We start from the raw sequence: 25,292 nt of genomic DNA on the forward strand, positions 1-25,292 counted from the left end.
ACAACGTTCGAAATCACAAATCGTGAAGATAAAAAACGCCCCCTCTTGTCTGAAAAACGTTATGGGTTATGTTGATTTTTAGTTTCTCAAATGTAACTAGAGGTTAACAATAATGTCGAATAAGTTACGTATATCTTGCCTTGCTTCTGCCATGCTGCTCTCTACCTCCGCATTTTCTGCCGTGCCTCAGGGCTATCCGGCGGATTATCAAAAAATCATCGATGCCGCGACCAAAGAAGGCAAAGTAGTACTCTACTCCACCACCGATACCAAAACCGCAGCCCCGCTTATTCAAGGCTTTGAGGCCGCATATCCGGGCATCAAAGTGGAATATAACGACATGAACAGCACCGAGCTGTACAACCGTTATATCAGCGAGCAGGCCGCCGGCGGTACCAGCGGGGACGTGGTCTGGAGCTCCTCTATGGATACGGCATTGAAGCTCGCCACCGACTATGCTCAGGAATACAAATCCCCGGAACAGGGGCAACTGCCGAAATGGGCCGTCTGGAAAGACAAAGCCTACGGCACCACCTATGAGCCGGTCATTTTTATCTACAACAAACGCCTGATCCCGGCCAGCGAAGTGCCTGACAGCCACGCAGCCCTGGCCAAACTCATCGCCAGCCAGCCCGAGAAATTCAGCAAAAAAGTCACCACCTATGACATCGAGAAATCCGGCCTCGGCTTTATGCTCTCGGTGCAGGACTACAAAGCCGATCCAAACTACTTCAAAACGCTCGCCGATGTAGCCAAAGGCGGCCTTTCGGTCCAGTCCTCAACCGGTACCATGATGGAGCGAGTCTCCTCGGGCGAAAACCTGATTGGCTTCAACATTCTCGGCTCCTACGCCGAAGCTCGCGCCAAAACGGACACTTCCCTCGGCATTGCTTATCCGAAGGACTACACCCTGGTGCTGTCACGCGTCTCCTTTATCAGCAATGAAGCGAAAAACAGCAATGCGGCTAAGCTATGGATCGACTACGTGCTGTCTGAGAAAGGACAGAACATCTTAGCTAATCAAGCGGATATTCCTTCCATACGCAATGATATCGACGGTGACAACGACATCGACGGCATGACCAAAAAACTCGGCAACGCCCTGAAGCCGATCCCGGTGGATGAAACCCTGCTGGAATACCTGCAGCAGAAAAAACGTCTGGACTACATCAAGCAGTGGCGCGAAGCCGCCGCGAAATAATCCTTTGATGAGGCGCCCCGTCCGGCGGCGCCTCGCTTAACCCGAACACATTAGGCTATTCAGGCTAACTGACCTGAGGGATCGTTACATGGATGCATTACGCAGAAAGTGGCAAAGCCTGCCGCGCGGCATTGTGGTGCTGATAACTGCGCTGGTTATCTATATTCCGCTGTCGTTTATCGTTATACAGAGTTTTCTCTCGGCCCCGTTCTTCTCCCCGTCGAAGGAGTGGAGCCTCGAATCTTTTGAATTTATCTTCACCGACTCCGATTTTTACCTGGCGCTGAAGAGCGGCTTTATTCTGGCCTTTGGCCTGGTGGCGATCGCCATCCCGCTGGGCGGCATTCTGGCTTTCCTGATGGTGCGTACCGACCTGCCGGGCCGGCGCATCATTGAGCCGCTGATTCTGGTGCCTATTTTTGTGTCGCCGATGGTATTGGGATTCGGCTACGTGGTGGCTGCGGGCCCGGTGGGCTTCTTCTCCCTGTGGGCGCAGTCGCTGCTTGGCTTCGTGCCGTGGAATATCTATGACATGTCGAGCATCGTGGTTATCGCAGGCCTGACGCATGTTCCCCACGCCTATCTGTACATCTCCTCGGCCCTGCGCAGCGTAGGTTCCGACGTAGAGGAAGCGGCTCGAACCGCCGGCGCAACGCCGCTTCAGGTCATGACCGCCGTCAGCCTGCCGATGGTACGTCCGGCAATGCTTTATGCCACCGTGTTGCTGTTCTTCCTCGGGCTGGAAGTTTTCGGTCTGATGCTCGTGCTGGGCGATCCGGAAGGCAACATGGTACTGGCAACGTATCTCTATAAGCTCACCAATAAGCTTGGAACGCCGTCCTATCATCTGATGGCTGCCGTCGCCGTTGTGCTGATTTGTATCACTATCCCGCTGGTCATGCTGCAGCGTCGACTGATGCGCACGGCCAACCGCTTTGTCACCGTCAAAGGCAAAACCTCTCAGGCGCGCGCCTTGCCGCTGGGTAAATGGCGTTGGGTCGCAGGTGCAGTCGTGGCATTCTGGCTGACCGTCACCATCGGCGTGCCGCTGATTGGCGTGATCCTGCGCTCCTTTATTTCCAACTGGGGCGTGGGCGTTTCACTGTGGGATGAACTGTCGCTCAATACCTTCCGCACTATCTGGGAACAGCCCAACCTGCTGCGGGCCATCGTCAACTCAATGGCAATCGGGGTCATCGGTGGCGCGCTGGCGGTGGTTTGCTACCTGTTTATCGGCATCGCCATGCACAGAAAACCAGACAACGTGACCCGCTTCCTGGACTACAGCGTGCTGGTACCTCGTGCCGTGCCTGGCCTGCTGGCCGGTCTGGCCTTCCTGTGGGTGTTTTTATTCCTGCCGATGTGGCTGGATAACGCGCTGAAGTCCGGCTGGCTTTCCGGGATGCCGTGGTCCCAGTGGCTGCGGGATAACCTTATCGTCTGGCTACGCTCGCTGCGCAGCACAATATTCAGCGTCTGGCTGGCCTATACCGTGGTGTGGATGGCCTATGGCCTGCGCCTTATCTCGTCTACCCTGCTGCAGGTTGGGCCGGAGCTGGAAGAGGCCGCCCGCAGCACCGGGGCAAGCCGTGGGCAAATTACCCGCCACGTCACCATCCCGCTGTCGCGCTACGGCCTGATTGGCTCCTGGCTGCTGATGTTCCTGATCTTTGAGCGTGAATATTCTACCGGCGTCTACCTGCTTTCTCCCGGTACGGAAACCATCGGTTCGATGCTGGTTTCCCTGTGGGCCGCGGGCGCCATTGATATTGTGGCCGCACTTTCCTTTATTAATATTCTGTTCGTGGTGTTAGGGCTCGGCATTGCCCTTCGTTTTGGAGTGAAATTACATGATTGAGTTATCGGTCGAGAACCTGCACTTAACCTACGGCGACAACCCCGTGCTGAAAGGCGTTTCCATGGAGCTGAAGCGCGGCGAAGTCGTCTCTCTGCTTGGCCCTTCCGGCAGCGGCAAAACGACGCTACTGCGCGCCGTCGCCGGGCTGGAAAAACCTACCCAGGGCACCATTGTTATTGGCAAAAGCAACGTGTACGACGGCATGTCCCGCAAAGAGATCCCGGCCGAAGAACGTAATCTTGGGCTGGTCTTTCAATCCTATGCCCTGTGGCCGCACAAAACCGTCTTTGAAAACGTCGCGTACCCGCTCAAGCTGCGTAAAGTGGCGACGGCGGAAATCAACCAGCGCGTACAGGCCGTTTTGGATCAGTTGGGGCTTGGGCACCTCGGCCAGCGCCACCCTTATCAGCTATCCGGTGGGCAGCAGCAGCGCGTCGCGATTGGCCGGGCGCTGGTTTATAACCCGCCGGTGATTTTGCTTGATGAACCGCTTTCCAACCTGGATGCGAAGCTGCGCGAAGAAGCCCGCGTCTTCCTGAGAGAACTGATTATCAAGCTCGGCCTGTCGGCGTTAATGGTCACCCACGATCAGAACGAAGCGATGGCCATTTCTGACCGTATTCTGCTGCTGAATAACGGCAAAATCGAGCAACAGGGCACCCCGCAAGAGATGTATGGCTCCCCGCAAACGCTGTTCACCGCCGAGTTTATGGGCAGTAATAACCGCCTGAACGGTAAAGTGACTGAAGTCCGTGACGGTAAAGCCCGCATTGAGGGTAGCGGCTGGGCGCTCTGGGGCAAAGCAGGGGCTGGCGTAGCAGCCGGGCAGGAAGGGACGGCGGTGATCCGCGTTGAGCGCGTACGGATTGCCGATTTGCCGGGGGAGAACGGCATGACGCTGCCGCTGTTAACCAGCATGTACCTCGGTGACCGCTGGGAATATCTCTTCCGAACCTCCGGAGATGATTTCGTGATTCGCGCCTATGGCAATGATATGCGGGATGCTCAGCCACACCATCTCCAGTTGCCTGAACAGCACGTCTGGATTTTCCCTAAACCCTGATTGATTTTACCCCCGTTCAAAACGGCGAAACCTCCGCGATGCGGAGGTTTCTTTTTCTAAAGAGACAGTGATTACGCAGTAACCGCCCTGTCTTCCATGGCTTCTCGCCAGCCTCCCATCCAGTAGGACCTCTGATTCAGAGTCTGATATGGACAAATCTCTTTTGAGCGTCCGGCGATACCTGCCTGATAACCACGTTGATGTGCCCGTTCCAGGCGATCTCGTTTTTGTCTCTTCATGCCTCGTTTCCCTCATTACATTGTCTGGTGGAAAAGAAAACAGTGATTACAAAATGTGCAATCACGGATAAGCAATAACGCGAAATTCAGTGAGCGTCAATGCGCAAAATTCACGCCAATGTCATATTTCCGCGATATTCTGGTTATCTTTTCGACAAAAACTGAGGCACGCTTGCAGCTAACCGGTTCAGCAAAAAAGAAAAGCTGCGACCACCCGAAGGTGAAAATCGCAGCTTTTTTGTACCAATCATTTTACCTATCAATTAAGGCGTGTGAGCGCCGAAGCAATACTCTTCGCTTCCTGCTGCCAGCCCTGAGCCAGGGTTTTCACCATAGCGTCGTAGCCGTCATCCTGCTGCTTTAATTCGATATGGAATGGGCGCTTAATAATCTCGCCCTGACGCTTCAGGAGCCACTCTCCGCTGACAATAACCTTGCCATCATAACGGCCGTGGAAGCCGGTTACATTGACGCTCAACGCATCCTGATCGTGGCCTAGCGGCTGGGAGGCAACCACCCAGCCTGGTAATGCGCTGCTGAGATTACTGACCAGCGCGTTGCGCAACTGCTGGTCAAGCGGGCTGGCCCAAAGATTACTGGTGGCGATGACATACTGCACATCAGTTGTCTGGTAAACCACCCCAGTGCCCGCGAGGAAATCAGGCACCGTGACCTGATCGACCCACAGTAAGTGGCTTCCTGGCTGGCTCACGGCCTGCATAGCAGGCTGTGAAGTTTGCGGCAGCTGGTAGTACGTTTTGCCATTGTCGCTGCCGCTACAGGCGGAAAGCGTTAAGACGGCGGCTAGCGTGAGCCACTTTTTCATGGTTGTGCCCTCTTCGGCTGCGGATCCTTTTTATCCTTCGCTTCAAAAATCAGCGAGTTGCTCTTGTCGTTCAGCGTGCGCAATACCGGCTGCAGCTCGCGCAGCACCTGGTCAAGACGCTGCATATCCGCCACCATCTTGTTATAGGCCGCCGAGCCCGGCTGGAAGCCCTGCATACTGCGGTTCAGCTCGCGAAGCGTTTTCTGCATATCTTCCGGCAGCTGCTGCATCGACTGGCTGGACGTAATCTTGTTCAGATTATCCAGCGTCTGCTGCAGGTGACGCATCGTTTTCTGGCTTTCAGCCAGCGTATTGGTGGCCTGTTCCAGCATCGGGTTAATCGGCAGGTTGTTGATTTTATCCAGCGTCTCCAGCAGTTTTTGCTGAATTTGCGCCAGGCCGCCGCTCACCGTTGGAATAAGCGGGTAGCCCGCAATTTCTGGCAGATCGCCCAACGCTTTCTCTTTCGGATAAAAATCGAGATCGATAAACAGCGCTCCGGTCACCAGGCTCCCGGTCTTCATCGAGGCACGCAGTCCGCGCTTGATCAATACCTGCAGATTGGTCGAAATATCCGCGCCATCTTCGAGCATATTCTTCAGGCGTTCTGGCTCAATACGGATCAGCACCGGAATGCGGAAATCGTCATTCAGGCTCTGGCGCATTTTATCGTTGAAGAACGGAACCTGTGCCACGGTGCCCAGACGAATGCCGCGGAACTCCACCGGCGCACCAGGCTGCAGGCCACGCACAGAATCTTTGAAGAACATCAGGTAATCGATATGGTTGGTGTACAGCGAGTCCTGAATGCTTTTTTGGTCGTCAAACAGCTGGAAGTCAGCGCCCGTTTCAACCTGCTTGCCCCACTCCCAGCCTTCCGGCACGTCGAAGCTTACGCCGCCGCTAAACAGCGTGGTTAACGACCCCATCTCCACACGCATCCCCTGGGCAGACATATCCACGGCAATGCCGCTGTCTTTCCAGAAACGGACGTTGCTGGTAATCAGCCTGTCGTTTGGCGCCGCAATAAACAGCTGGTAGCTAATCGCTCGCTTATTGGTATCAAAGGTGCTGGTTTCCACCGAACCTACGCGGTAACCGCGGAACAGCACCGGGTCCCCAGGGGTAAGCTGGCCCGCTTTTTTACTGTCGAGCGTAATGCGAATGCCTTTGGCATCAGGTGGCGCCAGCGGAGGAGCATCCAGCAGAGCATAATTCTCGGGCTGCTCTCCTTTGGTGCCCGGCTGAAGTTCAATATAGGCGCCAGACAGCAGCGTGCCGAGCCCGGAGATCCCTTCGCGGCCCACCTGCGGTTTTACCACCCAGAACACGGAATCTTTGTGCAGCAGCTTCTCCATCCCGGAATTTAGCCGCGCCTTAATTTCCACATGATGCAGATCGTCCGTTAGCTGTGCGCTCTCCACGACCCCGACATCAACGCTACGGCTTTTGATGGTGGTTTTACCGCCCTCAATCCCTTCGGCGTTGGCGGTGATCAGGGTCACTTCCGGCCCCTGATGGCTGTAGTGATAAAACAGGATCCAGGCGCCAATCAGCGCCGTTACGATGGGAAAGATCCAAACCGGCGACCAGTTTTTTACCTTCTGCACTTTCGCCTCGCCGTGCTTATTTTCCATGTTCGGAAGACTCCTCATCAGTTACATCGTCAGCGCGATCCCAGGACAAGCGAGGGTCAAAGGTCATCGCAGCAAACATCGTCAAAATCACTACACAGGCAAACATTAACGCCCCCATAGCCGGGTAGATATTCATCAGCCCGCCCATGCGCACCAGCGCGGAGAGAACGGCAATCACAAACACGTCGATCATCGACCAGCGGCCGACAAACTCAACAACTTCATAAATCAGGTGCATCCGCTCGCTGTCACGTTTGCCGTGCCCTTTTGCATCCCAGCACAGCCAGGCTATAGCGATCATTTTTAGCGTGGGCACCATAATACTGGCGATAAAAATCACCATTGCCACCGGATAAGATCCCTCACTCCAGAGCAGGATCACCCCGGCCAAAATCGTGGAAGGGTATTTGCTGCCCAGCATTTCGGTGACCATGATCGGCAAAATGTTTGCCGGCAGATAAAGCATAATGGAGGTGATCAGCAGCGCCAGCGTCCACTGCAGACTGTGCCTGCGGCGAACGTGCCCGTGTGTCCCGCAGCGAGGGCAGACCAGCGTGTCCGCCTCAACGATAGCCGTGCAGCAGGAACAGGAGCGCAGCCCCTGCTTAATACCCGCTACGCCAACTTTTAGCGGATGATGCACTGGCGGCATGGGCGCAATATCATCCCACAGCCAGCGCCGGTCTACGCACTGAAAGGCTCGAAGCTGCAAAATGCAGAACAGGCACCAGGGGATAAAGCTGCTGCCCACGCCAATGTCTCCATAGGCCATCAGCTTCACGAAGCTAACCAATACCCCGGCGAGGAAGATTTCCGCCATGCCCCAGCTTTTCAACTGGAACAGCACTCTCGCCAGCCAGCGTTTAAGCCCAAAAGGCAATTTTGCCTGGTTGACCAACAGCAGGATAGTTACCAGGCAAAAAGCCGGCACTGCCTGAACAAAAAGCAGAAAGAAGGTGCCGAGGCTGGCGTAATCCTCGGAAAACATCACGCCGGGAATTTGCATCAGCGTGACTTCGCTGCTGATCCCGGCCACCTTCATATTGATGAAAGGAAACAGGTTAGCCAGCAGCAGCATAAACAGCCCCGCTAAAGCGTAAGCCGTCGGCCGCTGACGCGGCAAATACCACTGCGTGACCAACGGAGTGCCACAGCGCGGGCAGGTAGCTTTGTGGCCATCCTGCAGGGCGGGCAGCGCCACCAGCAAATCACATTGTCGACACAAAATATGCGAGCGATGGTGGTGCGTGGCACACATCGTAACTCTCCTTAGATTACGAGCCGTTTTTCAACGCTTCCAGGTACTCCCAGCGTTCAAATGCTTCTTCCAGAGCCTGTTCAGCCGCGGCCATTTCCGCCAGAACTTTTTGGGTCACATCGTGCGGCTGGTTAAAGAAATCAGCATCAGCAACCTTCGCCTGCAGCGCGCCTAAATCGGCTTCAAGCTGCTCAAGCCGTTGAGGCAGCTGCTCTAATTCACGCTGCAGGTTATAGCTTAGTTTGCTATTGGCACGTTTAACAGGCTCTGCTTTTTGCGGTTCTGCCTTCTCGGATTTAGCCGCAGCAGCCTGACGCAGCGGCTGAGCGGAACCCTGCTGCCCTTTAGCATCATGGTACCCGCCGACATAGCGGCCAATTTTGCCCTGACCTTCAAAGATCCAGCACTCGGTCACGGTATTGTCGACAAACTGACGATCGTGGCTGACCAGCATCACGGTGCCCTGGTAACCGTCAATCAGCTCCTCCAGCAGCTCAAGGGTTTCGACGTCCAGATCGTTGGTTGGTTCATCGAGGATCAGCAAGTTGCTAGGTTTTAAGAACAAACGCGCCAGCAGCAGACGGTTGCGTTCCCCACCGGAAAGCGCACGCACCGGCGTCATCGCGCGTTTGGGATGGAACAGGAAATCCTGCAGATATCCCAGCACATGGCGCGGCTTGCCGTTCACCATCACTTCCTGCTTACCTTCCGCCAGGTTATCCATCACCGTACGATCGGGATCCAGCTCGGCGCGGTGCTGATCGAAGTAGGCCACTTCCAGCTTGGTGCCGCAGTGTACGCGACCGCTGTCGGCCTGAAGCTGGCTCAGCATCAGCTTAAGCAGCGTGGTTTTACCGCAGCCGTTCGGCCCCACCAGCGCGATCTTATCGCCACGCAGCACCTGCGCGGAAAAATCACGCACCAGCGTTTTACCGGCAACCTGATAGTTAACGTCTTCCATCTCGAAGACAATTTTGCCTGAGCGACTCGCTTCTTCCACCTGCATCTTCGCGCTGCCCATCACTTCACGACGCTCGCCGCGTTCGCGGCGCATCGCTTTCAGGGCACGAACGCGCCCTTCGTTACGGGTGCGACGCGCTTTGATGCCCTGGCGGATCCACACTTCTTCCTGCGCCAGCTTGCGGTCAAACTCGGCGTTCTGTAACTCTTCCACGCGCAGGGCTTCTTCTTTCGCCAGCAGATACTGATCGTAATCGCCAGGGTAAGACACCAGCTTGCCGCGATCGAGATCGACAATGCGGGTGGCCATATTGCGGATAAAAGAACGGTCGTGGGAGATAAAGATAATGCTGCCCTGGAACTCTTTCAGGAAGCCTTCCAGCCAGTCGATGGTTTCGATATCGAGGTGGTTAGTCGGTTCGTCCAGCAGCAATACGCGCGGGGAGCTGACCAGCGCACGCCCCAGCGCCGCTTTACGCAGCCAGCCGCCGGACAGCGCAGACAGCTCAGTATCCGCTTCCAGACCAAGCTGCTCCAGCACTTCATTAATACGGCTGTCCAGCTGCCACAGTCCCTGATGGTCGAGGATCTCCTGAATGCGAGCCATCTCGTTGAGGTTCTTCTCGCTCGGATCGCTCATTACTTTGTGGGAGATATCGTGGTAGGCCTTCAGGTATTCCGCCTGCTCTTCTACCCCTTCTGCCACAAAGTCATACACCGTGCCCGCAACGTTACGCGGCGGATCCTGCTGCAAGCGCGCCACGATCAGATCCTGCTCATAAACCATCCGGCCATCGTCCAGCGGGACTTCGCGGTTGAGGATCTTCATCAGCGTTGATTTGCCCGCGCCGTTACGGCCGACCAGACAGACGCGTTCGTTTTCTTCGATGTGTAATTCAGTGTTATCTAACAGCGGCGCGTCGCTAAACGACAGCCAGGCACCGTGCATACTAATTAATGACATGACTATTAATCCCGGGATTCGTGAGTGACTAACCAGCAGTTATGGATCTGGCGGTTGCGCGCAAAGTCCTGCGACTGCGTTTTTTGTGTAATTTCCTGTGCAACCAGGCCCAGCTCCGCCAGGCCGGCGAAGTCCATTTTGAAGCCACGTTTATTGTTGGAGAACATAATGGTACCCCCGCGACGCAGCAGGCGCTTCAGATCCTTCATCAGCGCAATATGGTCGCGCTGCACGTCGAAAGAGTCTTCCATACGCTTGGAGTTGGAGAACGTCGGCGGGTCGATAAAGATCAGGTCGAACTGTTCGTCGCTGTCGCGCAGCCAGCCCAGGCAGTCAGCCTGGACCAGGCGATGGGCGCGGCCGGTCAAGCCATTCAGGCGCAGGTTACGCTCCGCCCACTCCAGATAGGTGCGGGACATGTCCACCGTAGTGGTGCTTTTCGCTCCGCCAAGACCCGCATGTACCGTTGCGGTGCCGGTATAAGCAAACAGGTTCAGGAAGTCTTTGCCTTTGCTCATCTGCCCCAGCATACGGCGAGCGATGCGGTGATCGAGGAACAGACCGGTATCCAGATAGTCGGTCAGGTTGACCCACAGACGAGCGTCATATTCGCTCACTTCCATGAAATCACCCTTCTCGCCCATCTTCTGGTACTGACTTTTCCCTTTCTGACGTTCGCGGGTTTTTAACACCAGTTTGTTGGTTGGCAGCTCAAGTACCGCGAGCGTTGCCGCGATGACGTCAAACAAACGCTGACGGGCTTTGTTTGGGTCGATGGTTTTCGGGGGCGCATACTCCTGTACCACGACCCAGTCGCCATAGCGGTCAACGGCCACGTTGTAGTCTGGCAAGTCACCGTCGTACAGGCGATAGCATTCGATACCTTCCTGACGAGCCCACTTATCAAGCTTCTTGACGTTTTTACGCAGGCGGTTGGCGTAATCTTCGGCAATCTGGCCGCTGGCCGCGGCAACGCCGGCAGGATTAGCCGCCAGCTGATAATTTTTCTGTACGCAATCCAGCGGGCCGTTTTTGGCTTTAAACTGGCGGTCGGCGCGCAGCTGCAGGCAGCTCAGCAGTTCAGGAGAAGCGCTGAACAGCGACAGATGCCAGCCGCCGAACTGGTTTTTCAGGTGGCGACCCAGCAGGCTATGCAGGGCAATCAGCGCCGGCTCGCTTTCCAGACGTTCGCCGTAAGGCGGGTTACTGACAACGGTCCCCGCCGGGCCTTCCGGCAGCGGGTTGGTCAGGTTCGCCACATCCTTAACGTCAAAGCTGATCACGTCAGCCAGACCTGCACGGCGGGCGTTGGCGCGGGCACGTTCAATCACGCGGCTGTCGTTATCTGAACCATAGAAGCGAGACTGATATTCAGTCAGGCCGCGGCGAGCGCGAACCTGCGCTTCGGTCACCACCTCTTTCCAGATATCGGCATCATGCTTCGCCCAGTTGAGGAAGCCCCAATGCTTACGGTGCAGGCCAGGCGCGCGATCGGTGGCGATCATCGCCCCTTCAATCAGCAGCGTGCCGGAGCCGCACATCGGATCCAGCAGCGGCGTGCCGTGCTGCCAGCCAGAACGCATCACGATAGCGGCCGCCAGCGTTTCTTTAATTGGAGCGGCACCGGTTGCATCCCGGTAGCCGCGCTGGTGCAGGCCTTCCCCGCTAAGATCCAGGGCGATGCTGGCGGTATCTTTGTTCAGCCAGACGTTAATGCGCAGGTCTGGCTGTTCACGATCGACATCCGGACGCGGCAGGTTTTTACGGGTAAAGGAGTCAACAATCGCATCCTTCACCTTCAGCGCCCCGTACTGGCTGTTGCGGATGGTTTCGTTCAGGCCACTAAAGTGCACGGCAAACGTCGCGCCCGGCCCGAACAGCGCTGGCCAGTCGATCGCCATCACCCCGAGATAAAGGTCAAGATCGCTGTAAACTTTGCATTCGCTGAGCGGCAGTAAAATGCGCGAAGCCAGGCGGCTCCACATCAGGCTTTGATAGAGTAGACGAGTATCCCCCTGGAAATGTACGCCGCCCTGAACCACCTGGCAGCCCTGGGCCCCCAGATTTTCTAGTTCAGTTTTTAACAGCTCTTCAAGCCCACGCGCCGTACTGGCAAACAGAGAATTCATATCGTCACTTATCAGGTAAAAAGAAAATTGTGGCGCATTATAGCTAATCCGCAACGCATGTCATAAAGTTGCCCTCTTATATTTACTTCCCACGGAGGGCGCCGTGATTACTTTGTCTCAACTCTTTATTCACCCGGTAAAATCTATGCGCGGCCTGGCGCTCTCCCACGCGCAGGCAGCCCCCAGTGGCCTGGCCTTTGACCGCATCTTTATGATTACCGAGCTGGATGGCACCTTTATTACCGCCCGCCAGCATCCGCAGATGGTGCTGTTCACTCCCGCATTCGTGCATGACGGCCTGTATTTATCCGCCCCGGACGGCAGCTCGGCCAGCATTCGCTTTGCTGACTTCGCCGCAACGCCGGAGCCCACCGAAGTCTGGGGCACGCACTTTACCGCGCTTATTGCGCCCGATGAAATTAATCAGTGGCTGAGCGGGTTCTTCTCTCGCCCGGTACAGCTGCGCTGGGTTGGCGAGCAGCCCACCCGCCGGGTGAAACGTCACGAAGAGGTGCCGCTCTCTTTTGCCGACGGTTTCCCTTATTTACTGACCAATGAAGCTTCGCTGCGCGACCTGCAAAATCGCTGCCCTGCCAGCGTTAAAATGACCCAGTTTCGCCCGAATATTGTGGTGACCGGGGCCGCTGCGTGGGCGGAGGATACCTGGAAAGTTGTGCGCATTGGCGGCGTAACTTTCGACGTGGCTAAACCCTGCAGCCGCTGTATTTTTACGACGGTTAGCCCGGAGCGCGGCCTGAAACATCCGAGCGGAGAACCGCTCAAAACGCTGCAGGGCTTCCGCACCGCACAGGATAATAGCGGCGCAGTCGATTTTGGTCAGAATTTAATTGCCCGCAACAGCGGGGTTATTCGCGTTGGCGACGAACTGGAGGTGCTGGCCCACAGGCCGGCGAATGTTTATGGCTCAGGCGAAGTGGTGGAAAGCCTGGAACCTCAGAGCCAGCCTGAAAGCAGCGTCAATATTGACTGGGAAGGCACGACATTCCAGGGCAATAACCAACAGATTCTTCTGGAACAGCTGGAAAACAAAGGGATCCGCGTCCCCTATTCTTGCCGGGCCGGGATATGCGGAAGCTGTCGAATTCGGCTGCTGGATGGCGAAGTGAAAGCGTTGAAGAAAGGCGCGATTGGCGCAGACGGCACCATATTATGCTGCAGCTGCGTGCCCGCAGGGAATGTGAGCGTGGCGCCGCGCTAAACGGCCTGATCGAGACTGAGGCCGCTGCTTAAAGGCTGCGGTTTCAGCCGGTCATTCATGACTTTAATGGCATCCCCAAGCTGCATAGTACGGCCAGCTAACGTGAGCCCCTGCTGAGCAAGCAGGCAAAGTGCGGCATTATCGCCGGTTTCGACCACCAACAGGTTCACCTGCTGCATATTCTCGCTTAGCCACACGCAGGCCCCTTCCCCCACTTCTGGCTGCCAGCAGTCGCCGTGGGAGACAAAATGCCAGCTTTTCGGCATCTGCGGCTTGAGGAAGCGAATCGCCACCAGGGCGTTGAGCACCAGTTCGGCACGCTGTTCTTTCCCCAACGCTAAATCACGACATTTTTCTTCAAAGGAGAAAAAAAGCGCCGCATCATCAACACAAAATCCTGAATTTTCAAAAGCATCCGGGGTTAGCATTTTACGAGGAAAGCGCGAACGGAAAAGCATACCATTGGCCAAATCGAGCATCATTCGATCGTGCTCTTCATCGAAATACCAACGCCAGTTATCATCTGGTTTTATTCGCATAATGCTTACCCTTCATTTATCCCGCTGCTGAATTGCCACTCAAATTCTCACCATATTAATAAAAGACCAATATGTTTAAATAAGCAACAGTAGCGGAATATAAAACAACCAGGGCCGAAAATAAAGCCCTGGTTGTTTACAAAGCGTAAATGATCAGAGATGGGTAACGATTTCTTTAATCAACGGCGGGCCTTTAAAAATGAAGCCTGAGTATATTTGAACCAGGGAAGCACCTGCCGCCATCTTCTCGCGAGCGGCAACGACGGAATCAATCCCACCTACGCCGATAATCGGCAGGCGGCCATTTAATTCCTGAGACAGGCGGCGAATAATTTCAGTGCTTTTTAATTGCACAGGACGCCCGCTTAAGCCCCCGGTTTCATCGCAGTGCTTCATCCCCTGAACAAGGCTGCGATCTAAAGTAGTATTGGTTGCAATGACCCCGTCAATATTATGGCGAACTAAACTGTCCGCCACCTGGATCAATTCTTCTTCAGAAAGATCCGGTGCGATCTTCACCGCCACGGGAACATATTTATGGTGGATCGCTTGCAGCGCTTGTTGCTTATTTTTAATGGCGCTTAAAAGATCGTCCAGCGCTTCACCATATTGCAAAGTACGCAGCCCTGGCGTATTCGGTGATGAGATATTGATCGCAATATAGCCAGCATATGGATAAATTTTATCCATGCAGATCAGATAATCATCTTTCCCCTGTTCAACGGGAGTATCTTTGTTCTTGCCAATATTAATCCCAAGCACGCCGTCGAAATGCGCTTTTTTAACGTTTTCGACCAGGTTATCCACCCCGAGATTATTAAACCCCATTCGGTTAATCAGCCCTTCGGCTTCCACCAGACGGAAGATACGCGGTTTGTCGTTCCCCGGCTGCGGACGCGGCGTCACGGTGCCAATCTCAATGGAGCCAAAGCCCATCGCCCCGAAGGCGTCAATGCATTCCCCGTTTTTATCCAGACCCGCGGCTAAGCCCAGCGGATTCTTGAACGTTAACCCCATGCAGGTCACAGGTTTTGACGGCACGTTCTGACGCACCAGCCACTCAAGCGGCGTTCCGGTGACAAAGCGTAATTGCTGAAAAGTTAACTCATGCGCGCGCTCTGGATCGAGCTGAAAAAGGGCTTTACGAACGAAGGGGTAGTACATGAACTCTCCTGGATTCCCGGTGTGCAGACCGGGGCGATATTATTCACGATCCGGAGGATGATTGGAATTGACCTGCCGCAAAAAAGCCTGAATAGAAGCAAACGTTTTCTTTCCCGGCGCGTAATATGCGCTTTTTCGCAAATCTATCCCGGAAAAATCACTTAGCCACGGAAATCATCTCTGCGAGTATCACGCTAATTGTTATCAATGTCAGATAAAAGCAAACAATTAGTTATAAGGAGTCGTGATGCGTGTGATTACCCTGGCCGGAAGCCCTCGCTACCCGTCCCGCTCCAGCTCGCTGCTGGAGTATGCGCGGGAGAAGCTGAGCGCCCTTGATGTTGAAGTTTATCACTGGCACTTACAGAACTTCGCGCCTGAAGATCTGCTTTACGCCAGATTCGACAGCCCGGCGCTGCTGGCCCTCACCGAACAACTCAGCGCCGCCGATGGACTGATTATCGCCACGCCGGTCTACAAAGCCTCATTTTCAGGCGCGCTAAAAACGCTGCTGGATTTACTCCCCGAACGCGCATTAGAGAAGAAGGTTGTTCTGCCTCTCGCCACCGGCGGTACCGTGGCACATATGCTCGCCGTGGACTATGCCCTTAAGCCAGTCCTGAATGCGCTCAAAGCGCAGGAGATCCTGCACGGCGTTTTTGCCGACGACGGCCAGATAGCCGATTACCAGCACAAACCTCAGCTCACGCCCAACCTACAAAAACGCCTGGACGAAGCGCTGGAAACCTTCTGGCAGGCGCTTCACCGCCGTGACTTTGCGGTACCTTCGCCGTTTAACGCCCGGGGGGTGAGCCATGTTTAATATGCTCAAACGCCGCTCTCCGTGGCTCGCTTTTGCCGGCCTGATCGCCTTTTCAACCTACAGCAATGCCTCGGACAGCGGTCCGGAACAGCTACGCATTGGTTACCAAAAAGGCTCCGTCAGTATGGTGTTAGCCAAAAGCCACCAACTCCTGGAGAAGCAGTACCCGAACACCAAAGTCTCGTGGGTTGAGTTTCCCGCCGGGCCACAGATGCTGGAGGCGCTGAACGTCGGCAGCATCGATTTGGGCAGCACGGGCGATATCCCGCCTATTTTCGCGCAGGCCGCCGGGGCGGATCTGCTGTATGTAGGTGCCGAGCCGCCCAAACCGAAAGCAGAGGTGATTCTGGTCCCCGAAAATAGTCCATTGAAAACCGTGGCGGATTTAAAAGGACATAAAATTGCCTTTCAGAAAGGCTCCAGCTCACACAATCTGGTCCTACGCGCGCTGCAACAGGCCGGACTGAAGTTTTCCGATATCCAGCCCGCCTATCTGACACCCGCCGATGCACGCGCTGCCTTTCAGCAGGGGAATGTCGATGCCTGGGCTATCTGGGATCCGTACTATTCGGCAGCGCTGTTAAACGGCGGCGTTCGCGTCTTAACGGACGGCAGCGAGCTGAATCAAACCGGATCGTTTTATTTAGCCTCCCGCCCTTATGCGGAAGCGAACGGCCCGTTTCTTCAACAGGTACTGAAAACCTTTAGCGACGCCGACGCGCTCACCCGCACGCAGCGGGCAGCAAGCGTAGCGCTTCTCGCCAAAACGATGGGCCTGCCTGAAGCCGTCATTGCCACTTACTTTGACCATCGTCCACCTTCAGAAATTACGCCGGTCAACGAAGCGACTGCTGCCAAACAACAGAATACCGCCGACCTGTTTTATGAAAATCGCCTTGTTCCAAAACAAGTCGATATCCGAACCCGCATCTGGCAACCCGCCGGCGCGACACAAGGAGCTAAGTCATGAGTCTGAATCTGTTCTGGTTCTTACCTACCCACGGGGATGGGCACTATCTTGGCAGCGATACGGGCGCGCGTCCGGTCGACTATGGCTACCTGCAGCAAATAGCCCAGGCCGCCGACCGCCTCGGCTTCACCGGCGTGCTGATCCCGACCGGGCGTTCCTGCGAGGATGCCTGGCTGGTAGCGGCCTCAATGATCCCGGTCACTCAACGGCTTAAGTTCCTGGTCGCACTGCGCCCGAGCGTGGTCTCCCCTACTCTTGCCGCTCGCCAGGCCGCTACGCTGGACCGCCTTTCCAACGGGAGAGCATTGTTTAACCTGGTGACCGGGGGCGATGCCGAGGAGCTGGCAGCGGAAGGGGTGTTTCTGGACCATGAAGCGCGCTATGAGGCTTCCGCAGAATTTACCCATATCTGGCGGCGCGTGCTGGAAGGTGAAACCGTCGACTACGACGGCAAGCACATCCAGGTGAAAGGCGCGAAACTATTGTACCCCCCCGTGCAGCAACCTCGCCCGCCGCTTTACTTTGGCGGATCGTCCGATGCCGCGCAGGATCTTGCGGCCGAGCAGGTCGACCTCTACCTGACCTGGGGCGAACCTCCGCATCTGGTAAAAGAAAAGATCGAGCAGGTTCGGGCGAAAGCTGAAGCGCGGGGGCGGCGGGTTCGCTTTGGTATTCGCCTGCACGTTATCGTGCGGGAAACCACCGAAGAAGCGTGGCAGGCGGCAAACCGACTTATTTCTCACCTCGATGACATCACCATCGCCAAAGCACAGGCCGCCTTTGCCCGCAGCGACTCCGTTGGGCAGCAGCGTATGGCCGCCCTGCACGGCGGCAAGCGAGACAAGCTGGAAATCAGCCCTAATCTTTGGGCCGGTGTCGGGCTGGTTCGCGGCGGGGCCGGTACCGCGCTGGTGGGCGATGGGCCAACCGTCGCAGCCCGCATAAACGAGTACGCCGACCTGGGCATCGACAGCTTTATTCTTTCCGGCTATCCACACCTGGAAGAAGCTTACCGGGCAGGCGAACTGCTGTTCCCTCACCTTGATGTCGCGATCCCAGAAATTCCTCAGCCACGACAGGTTCAGGAGAAAGGCGAAGTTGTCGCCAATGATTTTATCCCGCGTAAAGTGGCGCAAAGCTAGGGAGGCACCATGCAAGCGTCCGTACACAAAGTCTTGCTGCGCCTGGCGCCCTGGGCGCTGCCGGTGGCTATCGTCCTTCTTTGGCAATTAGCTTCGTCTACGGGCTGGCTTTCCACCCGTATTTTGCCCTCTCCCGAGGGCGTCGTGCTGGCTTTCTGGAGCCTCTCAGCCAGCGGTGAACTCTGGCAGCATCTGGCTATCAGCTCCTGGCGTGCCGTGATTGGTTTCAGCATCGGCGGATCATTGGGCCTGATCTTAGGCCTGATTAGCGGCCTGTCGCGATGGGGCGAACGCCTGCTGGACAGCTCTATTCAGATGCTGCGCAACGTTCCGCACCTGGCGCTGATCCCATTAGTGATCCTGTGGTTTGGTATCGACGAAACGGCCAAGATCTTTCTGGTGGCGCTCGGCACGCTGTTCCCGATTTACATCAATACCTGGCACGGCATCCGCAATATCGATCGTGGTCTGCTGGAAATGGCGCGCAGCTACGGACTCTCCGGCTTGAGCCTGTTCATGCACGTCATTCTGCCGGGGGCGCTGCCGTCCATTATGGTCGGCGTACGTTTTGCCTTAGGCCTGATGTGGCTGACGCTTATTGTCGCCGAGACCATTTCGGCAAATTCAGGGATTGGCTACCTGGCGATGAATGCCAGGGAGTTCCTGCAAACCGACGTGGTGGTGGTGGCCATCGTGCTGTATGCGCTGTTGGGCAAACTCGCCGATGTCAGCGCCCGCCTGCTGGAACGCGTCTGGTTACGCTGGCATCCGGCTTATCAATTAAAGGAGGAGACGGTATGACAACTGCTCGTCTGAACCAGGGCACGCCGCTGTGGCTCAATGGCGTCAGCAAACGCTACGGCGATAAAAGCATTCTCAATCAGCTTGAGCTGCGTATCCCCGCCGGGCAGTTCGTGGCGGTGGTCGGCCGCAGCGGCGGCGGCAAAAGTACCCTACTGCGCCTGCTTGCCGGGCTGGAAACGCCCAATCACGGCGCGCTATTCGCAGGCAGTGCACCGCTGCGGGACAGCCAGGATGATACGCGGCTGATGTTTCAGGACGACAGGCTGCTACCGTGGAAAACGGTGATAGATAACGTCGGCCTCGGGCTGAAAAATAACTGGCGAGACGCGGCTCTTCAGGCGCTCACCGCCGTTGGGCTTGAAAATCGGGCCAATGAGTGGCCAGCGGCACTTTCCGGCGGGCAAAAGCAGCGTGTGGCGCTGGCGAGGGCACTCATTCATCGCCCACGCCTGCTGTTACTCGACGAACCGCTGGGCGCGCTGGATGCCCTGACGCGTATTGAGATGCAGGAGCTGATTGTTTCTTTGTGGCAGGAACATGGCTTTACCGTGCTTCTGGTCACTCATGATGTCAGCGAAGCCGTCGCCATGGCCGATCGCGTGTTGCTTATAGAAGAAGGGAAAATTGGCCTGGATCTGACGGTTGATTTACCGCGCCCGCGCCGCCTGGGCTCGGTGAAGCTGGCCGAACTGGAAGCTGAGGTGCTTGCCAGAGTGATGAAACGAGGTTCAGAGGAGCCGGCGCGCGCGGTGCGCACCGGCTGATTTTATCCCCTCACCCCGGCCCTGTCCCTGGGAGGGGGCAAACGTTATGCCCCCTTCGCAACTGGGGAAGAGTCAAGGCGAGGGGCAAAGATTATGCCAGCGCTTTGGCTATCTTCTCGAACAGATCCCCGGACAGGTTTTCCAGCCCTTTCAACTGCTCCAGCGCGGCGCGCATCTTAGCCTGGCGTTCTGCGTCATAACGCTTCAGGCGAATCAGCGGCTCTACCAGACGAGAGGCAATTTGCGGGTTGCGGCTGTTCAGCTCGGTCAACATTTCTACCATAAAATGGTAACCGCTGCCGTCTTTGGCGTGGAACGCGGCCGGGTTGGCTGAAGCAAACGCGCCAATCAGAGAACGTACGCGGTTCGGGTTGCCCAGGCTGAAAGAACGGTGGTTCAGCAGCTCGCGAACCTTCGCCAGCGTGTTGCTTGCCGGGCTGGTCGCCTGCAGCACAAACCACTTGTCCATGACCAGGCCATCCTTGTGCCATTTCTCGTCGTACTCAGCCAGCAGCGCTTCGCGGCATGGCAGCTGCGCAGCCACCGCGGCGGACAGCGCGGCGATAGAATCGGTCATGTTGTCCGCCTGCTGATACTGCTCGCGAACCAGTTGCTCAGCAAGTTCAACGTCACCAAACGCCAGATAGCGCAGGCAAGTGTTGCGCAGCGCGCGCTTGCCGATATCACCGTGATCCACGCGATAGCTGTCGAGCTTATTGGCGTTATAAATAGCCAGGAACTCGTCGGCCAGCTCTGCTGCGAGAGTGCGGGTCAGCGCCCCGTGAACTTCAGCAATGGCGATAGGATCGATGGTCTGGAACAGCTCGGCGATTTCATTCTGCGAAGGCAGCGTCAGGATCTCCGCGGCGAGCGCCGGATCGATCTTCTCATCCAGCAGAATGGCGCGGAATGCGTCAGCCACGTGCAGCGGCAGAGAAAGCGGCTGCCCTTGCTGGCTGCGGTTCACGTTAATCTTGATGTAGTTTGCCAGCAGGCTCTGCGCTGCATCCCAACGGGAGAAGTCGTTCCGCGCGTGGCGCATCAGGAACGTCAGCTGCTGGTCGCTCCATTTGTACTCGAGCTTCACCGGCGCAGAGAATTCGCGCAGCAAAGACGGCACCGGCTGGAAGTAGACATTGTCGAAGACAAAGGTCTGTTCGCCCTGGGTCACGTTCAGCACGTGGTGCACCGGGTGACCGTCCTTCTGCAGCGGAATCACCTTCCCTTCGTTATCGTAAAGCTCGATATCAAACGGGATATGCAGCGGGTGTTTTTCCTGCTGTTCAGCGGTAGGCGGCGTCATCTGGCTAATGGTCAGCGTGTAGTGCTCGGTCTCCGGGTTGTAGTCGTCACGCACGGTGACAACCGGCGTCCCGGCCTGGCTGTACCAGCGGCGGAAATGAGACAAATCAACGTTGGACGCATCTTCCATCGCCTGCACGAAGTCATCACAGGTTGCTGCGCTGCCGTCATGGCGTTCAAAGTAAAGCTGCATGCCCTTCTGGAAGTTTTCTTCGCCCAGCAGCGTATGCAGCATACGAATCACTTCTGAGCCCTTCTCATACACCGTCAGGGTATAGAAGTTATTCATTTCGATAACTTTGTCCGGGCGGATCGGGTGCGCCATCGGGCTTGCGTCTTCGGCGAACTGCATCGCACGCATAGTGCGCACGTTCTGAATACGGTTTACCGCACGAGAACCCAGGTCAGAGCTAAACTCCTGGTCACGGAAGACGGTTAAGCCCTCTTTCAGGCTCAGCTGGAACCAGTCGCGGCAGGTGACGCGGTTGCCGGTCCAGTTGTGGAAATATTCGTGGCCGATGACGCGTTCAATGTCCAGGTAATCTTTGTCAGTCGCGGTTTCAGCGCGGGCCAGGACATACTTCGAGTTGAAGATATTCAGCCCTTTGTTTTCCATCGCGCCCATATTGAAGAAGTCGACGGCGACGATCATATAGATGTCGAGGTCATACTCCAGGCCGAAGCGGGTTTCATCCCACTTCATGGACGCCTTCAGCGAGGTCATCGCCCAGTCAGCGCGATCCAGGTTCCCGCGGTCAACAAACAGCTCCAGCGCCACGTCACGGCCGGAACGGGTTTTGAAGCTGTCGCGCAGGACGTCGAAATCACCCGCCACCAGCGCAAACAGGTAGCAAGGTTTTGGGAACGGATCCTGCCACTGCACCCAGTGGCGGCCGTTTTCCAGCTCGCCTTCGGCAATGCGGTTGCCGTTTGCCAGCAAATACGGGTATTTGTTTTTGTCGGCGATAACTTTGGTCGTGAAGCGCGCCAGCACGTCCGGGCGGTCCAGATACCAGGTGATGTGGTGGAAGCCTTCTGCTTCACATTGAGTGCATAACGCTTCCCCGGATTGATACAGCCCTTCAAGCGCGGTGTTGGTTGCCGGACTGATTTCGTTCACAATCGTCAGCGTGAAGGCGTCAGGAACCTGCTCCAGAATGAGCGCGCCATCTTCCTGGCGATAGTGCGGCCAGGCGCTACCGTTTACGGCAACAGAGACCAGCGTGAGGTCTTCCCCATCAAGATGCAGCGGAGCGCCCGCTTCGCCCTGACGGACAATTTTGCTGACTGCGGTGACCTGAGTTTTCGTGGCATCAAGGTCAAAGGTCAAATCGATATCGGTTATCGTATAATCCGCCGCGCGATAGTCGTGGCGATATTTGGCTTGTGGCTGTTGTGTCATAAAAAACCTTATACATCGTCCGTAAGATAACGAACTTCAGTCTATTCCTGTTGCCGGAATGTTGCTACGCAGAATCTTCATCTTTGGCGGCCCATAGCCCAAATTTTTTACCGCTTTATGCGGTATTACGCTTTTCTCTCCTGCGCCTTCTGGCATGGAACTCTTCCTTTTACTCCGCCACTCAAGACAGCCCCTTCCTGCTGAGAGAACTTAATATGCGCATCCCCCCTTCCGGCCCCATGGCTTTTCACCAGGCCGTTGCCCAAAACGATATTGCTACTATTCAAAAACTAAGGCAGCAGGGCTACAAACCCGTCGCTCTGGACCAGCACGGAAACTCGCCGCTGGATGCGCTGGCTAATCGTCGTGATATTGACGGCACCACGCGGGCTCGGCTTTACCACAGCCTTTTGGCTTCGCTGAATCCCAGTGCACCGCCGGGCTATATCAAACCGGAAGCGTTTCACGGCTCTCCGTGGGGCTTTGAAATATTGCGCAGCGGCGCGCTGAAAGGCGGCGTGAACGATCCTAAAGGCGGTTCACAGTCGCTTGAGGGGAAAGTATTTTTCTCCGACCGGACGCGGGAATCGAGCAACAAACTTGAAACGCGTGAGAATCTTCGCCAGAAACCGCGCGTGTACGCAAAGGGACTGGGCATTAAGCCTACCACGGTGGAGACGCGCTCGAACCTGTATGTACTGAGCAAAGCCATCAATCATGCTGCTTCTGCCGGCCATTTCCCGGCCTCAACGCTGACGCTAAAAAGCAGCAATAATCTGGAAGAGGCGGTATATGACAGCCTGGTTCGTCTGTTGTCGAATAGCGGCTATCGCCTAAAAAAGGAAACGCCGGAGCAAATCCTGCAGCAAACCGGCGTGCCGGCTCATATCAAATTCGTGGATAACAGCCACCCGCCTTCCGGGGAGCAAACGCGGAAACTGATCGGTAACGCCTTTCAGCGCATTGAAAACGAGATGGTGGGCGGGAAATTGCCGTTCCTGAATCTGCTCAATGACGGGCAAACCCTGCCGCTGGTGTTTGGCTTCAGTAAAGTGAATAACCTGAAAACCCATACCATCCATAATTCGTTGAGCAACACCGCCTCGATGTTTAACTACCAGGCAGAAAACCATCCCCTGAGCGGGACCGCGAACGGCGGCAAGCTCAAAGAAATTGAAGTGAAATCCCTGGCCGATCTTGCCACGCTGACGCTTGCCTGTAAGGTACAAAGCGTCGCGTTACCGAAAGACGCGCTGATTCGTATCAACCCAACCCCGAATGAAAAAAAACAGCACGGGCTGAAGGCGCTTTATCTGGATGCGTCGGCGCTCGCCAGATTTAGTCACGCGCTGCTGGGATCAGGCACAGCGGATATGGGCAGAATGACGCTCGAACAACTTCAATCGCTGAATCACACCCTGCGTGAAAAAGCGGAGAACGGCAGTCTTCGCATTCGTTAGTTGCCCGTACACATCGGCGGCCATTCGCCGCCATTGATTTCACTGAAAAAAGGATGTCGCACGTTTTGTTTAGTACTCTAAACACCATTTAATTCAATGTATTGAAATGTATTATCGCGTTAAACACGCCATAAACCGCTCCAGAGGCTACCCCTCTATTGTTGTGATCCTGCTTCAATAAACAGATAATCAGGGTATACTCCCGCGTCTTAATTTGCCCGGACTGATGGAAACGCTCCTGTGAGAGGATGCTGAAACGCGCCATGACACGACACGCTTCCCCGATTTTGCAAACGCTTCTGGATACTGACGCCTACAAGCTTCATATGCAGCAAGCGGTTTATCACCGCTATTACGACGTAAATGTCGCAGCGGAATTCCGCTGCCGCGGCGACGATCTGCTGGGCATTCATGCCGAGGCTATTCGTGAGCAGGTCGCGGCTATGCAGCACCTGCGCCTCAGCGACGAAGAATTTCACTGGCTAAAAAGCCTGCCCTTTTTCAAAGCCGATTACCTCGACTGGCTGCGTGACTTCCGCTATGACCCCTCTCAGGTTCAGGTGACCAATAATCATGGTCACTTAGATATCCGTCTCAGCGGCCCCTGGCGGGAAGTCATCATGTGGGAAGTCCCCCTGCTGGCGGTAATCAGTGAAGTTGTTCACCAGCATCGTGCTCCCGGCGTGACGCCAAAAATGGCGCTGGATCACCTTGAGAGTAAGCTGCAGGAATTTAACGCACTGACAGCAGGGCTGGATCTTTCCCATTTCCGCCTGATGGACTTCGGCACCCGCCGCCGTTTCTCTCGGGAAGTGCAGCAGGCCATTGTTGAGCGCCTCAAGCAGGAGCCGTGGTTTATCGGCACCAGCAACTACGATCTCGCTCGCCGCCTCGATCTTACGCCAATGGGCACCCAGGCCCACGAGTGGTTCCAGGCGCATCAGCAGATAAGCCCGGACCTGGCGAACAGCCAGCGCGCGGCGCTGCAGGCGTGGCTGGACGAATATCCCGATCGGCTAGGAATAGCCCTGACTGACTGCATCACCATGGATGCTTTCCTGCGTGATTTCGGCAAAGAGTTCGCCACACGCTATCAGGGGCTGCGCCATGATTCAGGTGACCCGGTAGAGTGGGGAGAAAAAGCCATTGCCCACTACCAAAAGCTGGGCATCGATCCGTTAAGCAAAGTGTTGGTGTTTTCCGACAATCTGGATTTAAACAAAGCCGTGGAGCTGTATCGCCGCTTCTCATCCCGGGTTAACCTCAGCTTTGGTATCGGCACTCGCCTGACCTGCGACATTCCGCAGGTTAAGCCGCTGAACATCGTAATTAAGCTCGTGGAGTGTAACGGCAAGCCGGTGGCTAAACTCTCGGATAGCCCGGGAAAAACCATCTGTCACGACAAAGCCTTTGTTCGGGCACTGCGCAAAGCCTTTGACCTTCCGCTGGTTAAAAAAGCCAGCTGATTCAGCGATTATCGGTGAATAGCAGCTTCGCTATTCACCGCCCTTCTCTCTTTCCTTTATTTCTTCATGAGTAACGCGAATTCTGCTTGTCTGATGGCGCGC

At 55.9% G+C, this 25,292-nt stretch carries 20 protein-coding genes; 11 read left to right on the forward strand and 9 right to left on the reverse strand.

The genetic code is table 11. The features are described from left to right. The first annotated feature begins 112 nt into the window (after positions 1 to 112). From F3J29_RS09970 to F3J29_RS09980, 3 genes are all read left to right on the forward strand, one after another. Positions 113 to 1,201 carry an ABC transporter substrate-binding protein gene (locus F3J29_RS09970; protein ID WP_166865787.1) on the forward strand — a complete coding sequence of 363 codons (1,089 nt, stop codon included), beginning with the start codon at positions 113 to 115 and terminating at the stop codon, positions 1,199 to 1,201. 88 nt (positions 1,202 to 1,289) lie between these two features. Further along, the gene (locus F3J29_RS09975) at positions 1,290 to 3,059 is read left to right on the forward strand and encodes an ABC transporter permease (RefSeq protein WP_166865788.1); all 1,770 of its coding nucleotides are present in this window, start codon (positions 1,290 to 1,292) and stop codon (positions 3,057 to 3,059) included. Continuing rightward, positions 3,052 to 4,122, forward strand: a complete 1,071-nt coding sequence (locus F3J29_RS09980; RefSeq protein ID WP_166865790.1) for an ABC transporter ATP-binding protein — start codon at positions 3,052 to 3,054, stop codon at positions 4,120 to 4,122. The genes F3J29_RS09975 and F3J29_RS09980 overlap by 8 nt, the downstream gene beginning before the upstream one ends. A gap of 71 nt (positions 4,123 to 4,193) precedes the next feature. Here the strand turns inward: F3J29_RS09980 and rmf are convergent, their stop codons facing one another. The 6 genes from rmf to rlmKL form a co-directional block, all read right to left on the reverse strand. Continuing rightward, complete coding sequence (gene rmf, locus F3J29_RS09985) at positions 4,194 to 4,361, reverse strand: ribosome modulation factor (RefSeq protein WP_008461244.1); 168 nt, start codon at positions 4,359 to 4,361, stop codon at positions 4,194 to 4,196. Positions 4,362 to 4,620: 259 nt separating this feature from the next. Next, the gene (pqiC, locus tag F3J29_RS09990; protein WP_166865792.1) at positions 4,621 to 5,187 is read right to left on the reverse strand and encodes a membrane integrity-associated transporter subunit PqiC; all 567 of its coding nucleotides are present in this window, start codon (positions 5,185 to 5,187) and stop codon (positions 4,621 to 4,623) included. Next, the gene (gene pqiB / locus F3J29_RS09995) at positions 5,184 to 6,824 is read right to left on the reverse strand and encodes an intermembrane transport protein PqiB (RefSeq protein ID WP_166865794.1); all 1,641 of its coding nucleotides are present in this window, start codon (positions 6,822 to 6,824) and stop codon (positions 5,184 to 5,186) included. The genes pqiC and pqiB overlap by 4 nt, the downstream gene beginning before the upstream one ends. Continuing rightward, complete coding sequence (gene pqiA, locus F3J29_RS10000; protein WP_166865796.1) at positions 6,814 to 8,082, reverse strand: membrane integrity-associated transporter subunit PqiA; 1,269 nt, start codon at positions 8,080 to 8,082, stop codon at positions 6,814 to 6,816. Before pqiA ends, pqiB begins: the two co-directional genes overlap by 11 nt. Positions 8,083 to 8,098: 16 nt before the next feature. Beyond that, on the reverse strand, positions 8,099 to 10,006 hold the full coding sequence (locus F3J29_RS10005; RefSeq protein ID WP_166865797.1) for an ABC transporter ATP-binding protein: 1,908 nt from the start codon (positions 10,004 to 10,006) through the stop codon (positions 8,099 to 8,101). A 5-nt stretch (positions 10,007 to 10,011) separates the two neighbouring features. Beyond that, positions 10,012 to 12,135, reverse strand: coding sequence for a bifunctional 23S rRNA (guanine(2069)-N(7))-methyltransferase RlmK/23S rRNA (guanine(2445)-N(2))-methyltransferase RlmL (gene rlmKL / locus F3J29_RS10010; RefSeq protein WP_166865799.1), 2,124 nt, complete (start codon positions 12,133 to 12,135; stop codon positions 10,012 to 10,014). A 103-nt stretch (positions 12,136 to 12,238) separates the two neighbouring features. Here rlmKL and F3J29_RS10015 point away from each other — a divergent pair, with 103 nt between their 5' ends. Then, positions 12,239 to 13,354 carry a YcbX family protein gene (locus tag F3J29_RS10015; RefSeq protein WP_166865801.1) on the forward strand — a complete coding sequence of 372 codons (1,116 nt, stop codon included), beginning with the start codon at positions 12,239 to 12,241 and terminating at the stop codon, positions 13,352 to 13,354. Here F3J29_RS10015 and F3J29_RS10020 read toward each other — a convergent pair. Next, entirely contained in the window at positions 13,351 to 13,893 is a 543-nt protein-coding gene (locus F3J29_RS10020; protein WP_166865802.1) for a cell division protein ZapC, read from the reverse strand. The genes F3J29_RS10015 and F3J29_RS10020 overlap by 4 nt on opposite strands. 153 nt (positions 13,894 to 14,046) lie before the next feature. Beyond that, positions 14,047 to 15,057: a quinone-dependent dihydroorotate dehydrogenase gene (pyrD, locus tag F3J29_RS10025; RefSeq protein WP_039291554.1), complete on the reverse strand. Its 1,011-nt coding sequence runs from the start codon at positions 15,055 to 15,057 to the stop codon at positions 14,047 to 14,049. A gap of 247 nt (positions 15,058 to 15,304) precedes the next feature. On the opposite strand from pyrD, the gene ssuE reads away from it, so the two are divergent. From ssuE to ssuB, 5 genes are read left to right on the forward strand one after another with little or no spacing between them, the layout of a single operon-like run. Further along, complete coding sequence (gene ssuE / locus F3J29_RS10030; protein ID WP_166865804.1) at positions 15,305 to 15,880, forward strand: NADPH-dependent FMN reductase; 576 nt, start codon at positions 15,305 to 15,307, stop codon at positions 15,878 to 15,880. After that, a complete protein-coding gene (locus F3J29_RS10035) occupies positions 15,873 to 16,850 on the forward strand; it encodes a sulfonate ABC transporter substrate-binding protein (protein ID WP_166865806.1) in 978 nt (325 codons plus the stop codon). The genes ssuE and F3J29_RS10035 overlap by 8 nt, the downstream gene beginning before the upstream one ends. After that, positions 16,847 to 17,992: an FMNH2-dependent alkanesulfonate monooxygenase gene (gene ssuD / locus F3J29_RS10040; RefSeq protein ID WP_166865808.1), complete on the forward strand. Its 1,146-nt coding sequence runs from the start codon at positions 16,847 to 16,849 to the stop codon at positions 17,990 to 17,992. The genes F3J29_RS10035 and ssuD overlap by 4 nt, the downstream gene beginning before the upstream one ends. A 9-nt stretch (positions 17,993 to 18,001) precedes the next feature. Next, positions 18,002 to 18,793 carry an aliphatic sulfonate ABC transporter permease SsuC gene (gene ssuC / locus F3J29_RS10045; RefSeq protein WP_166865810.1) on the forward strand — a complete coding sequence of 264 codons (792 nt, stop codon included), beginning with the start codon at positions 18,002 to 18,004 and terminating at the stop codon, positions 18,791 to 18,793. Beyond that, positions 18,790 to 19,560 (forward strand): aliphatic sulfonates ABC transporter ATP-binding protein, encoded by a 771-nt coding sequence (ssuB, locus tag F3J29_RS10050; protein ID WP_166865812.1) that lies wholly within the window; start codon positions 18,790 to 18,792, stop codon positions 19,558 to 19,560. The genes ssuC and ssuB overlap by 4 nt, the downstream gene beginning before the upstream one ends. A 91-nt stretch (positions 19,561 to 19,651) precedes the next feature. Here the strand turns inward: ssuB and pepN are convergent, their stop codons facing one another. Then, entirely contained in the window at positions 19,652 to 22,264 is a 2,613-nt protein-coding gene (pepN, locus tag F3J29_RS10055; RefSeq protein WP_166865814.1) for an aminopeptidase N, read from the reverse strand. A gap of 215 nt (positions 22,265 to 22,479) precedes the next feature. On the opposite strand from pepN, the gene F3J29_RS10060 reads away from it, so the two are divergent. Continuing rightward, positions 22,480 to 23,724 (forward strand): ankyrin repeat domain-containing protein, encoded by a 1,245-nt coding sequence (locus F3J29_RS10060; protein WP_166865816.1) that lies wholly within the window; start codon positions 22,480 to 22,482, stop codon positions 23,722 to 23,724. A gap of 263 nt (positions 23,725 to 23,987) precedes the next feature. Next, a complete protein-coding gene (gene pncB / locus F3J29_RS10065) occupies positions 23,988 to 25,190 on the forward strand; it encodes a nicotinate phosphoribosyltransferase (RefSeq protein WP_166865818.1) in 1,203 nt (400 codons plus the stop codon). Positions 25,191 to 25,292 lie beyond the last annotated feature (102 nt).

It is taken from the genome of Enterobacter sp. Cy-643 (genome assembly GCF_011752815.1).
GTDB lineage: Bacteria > Pseudomonadota > Gammaproteobacteria > Enterobacterales > Enterobacteriaceae > Cedecea.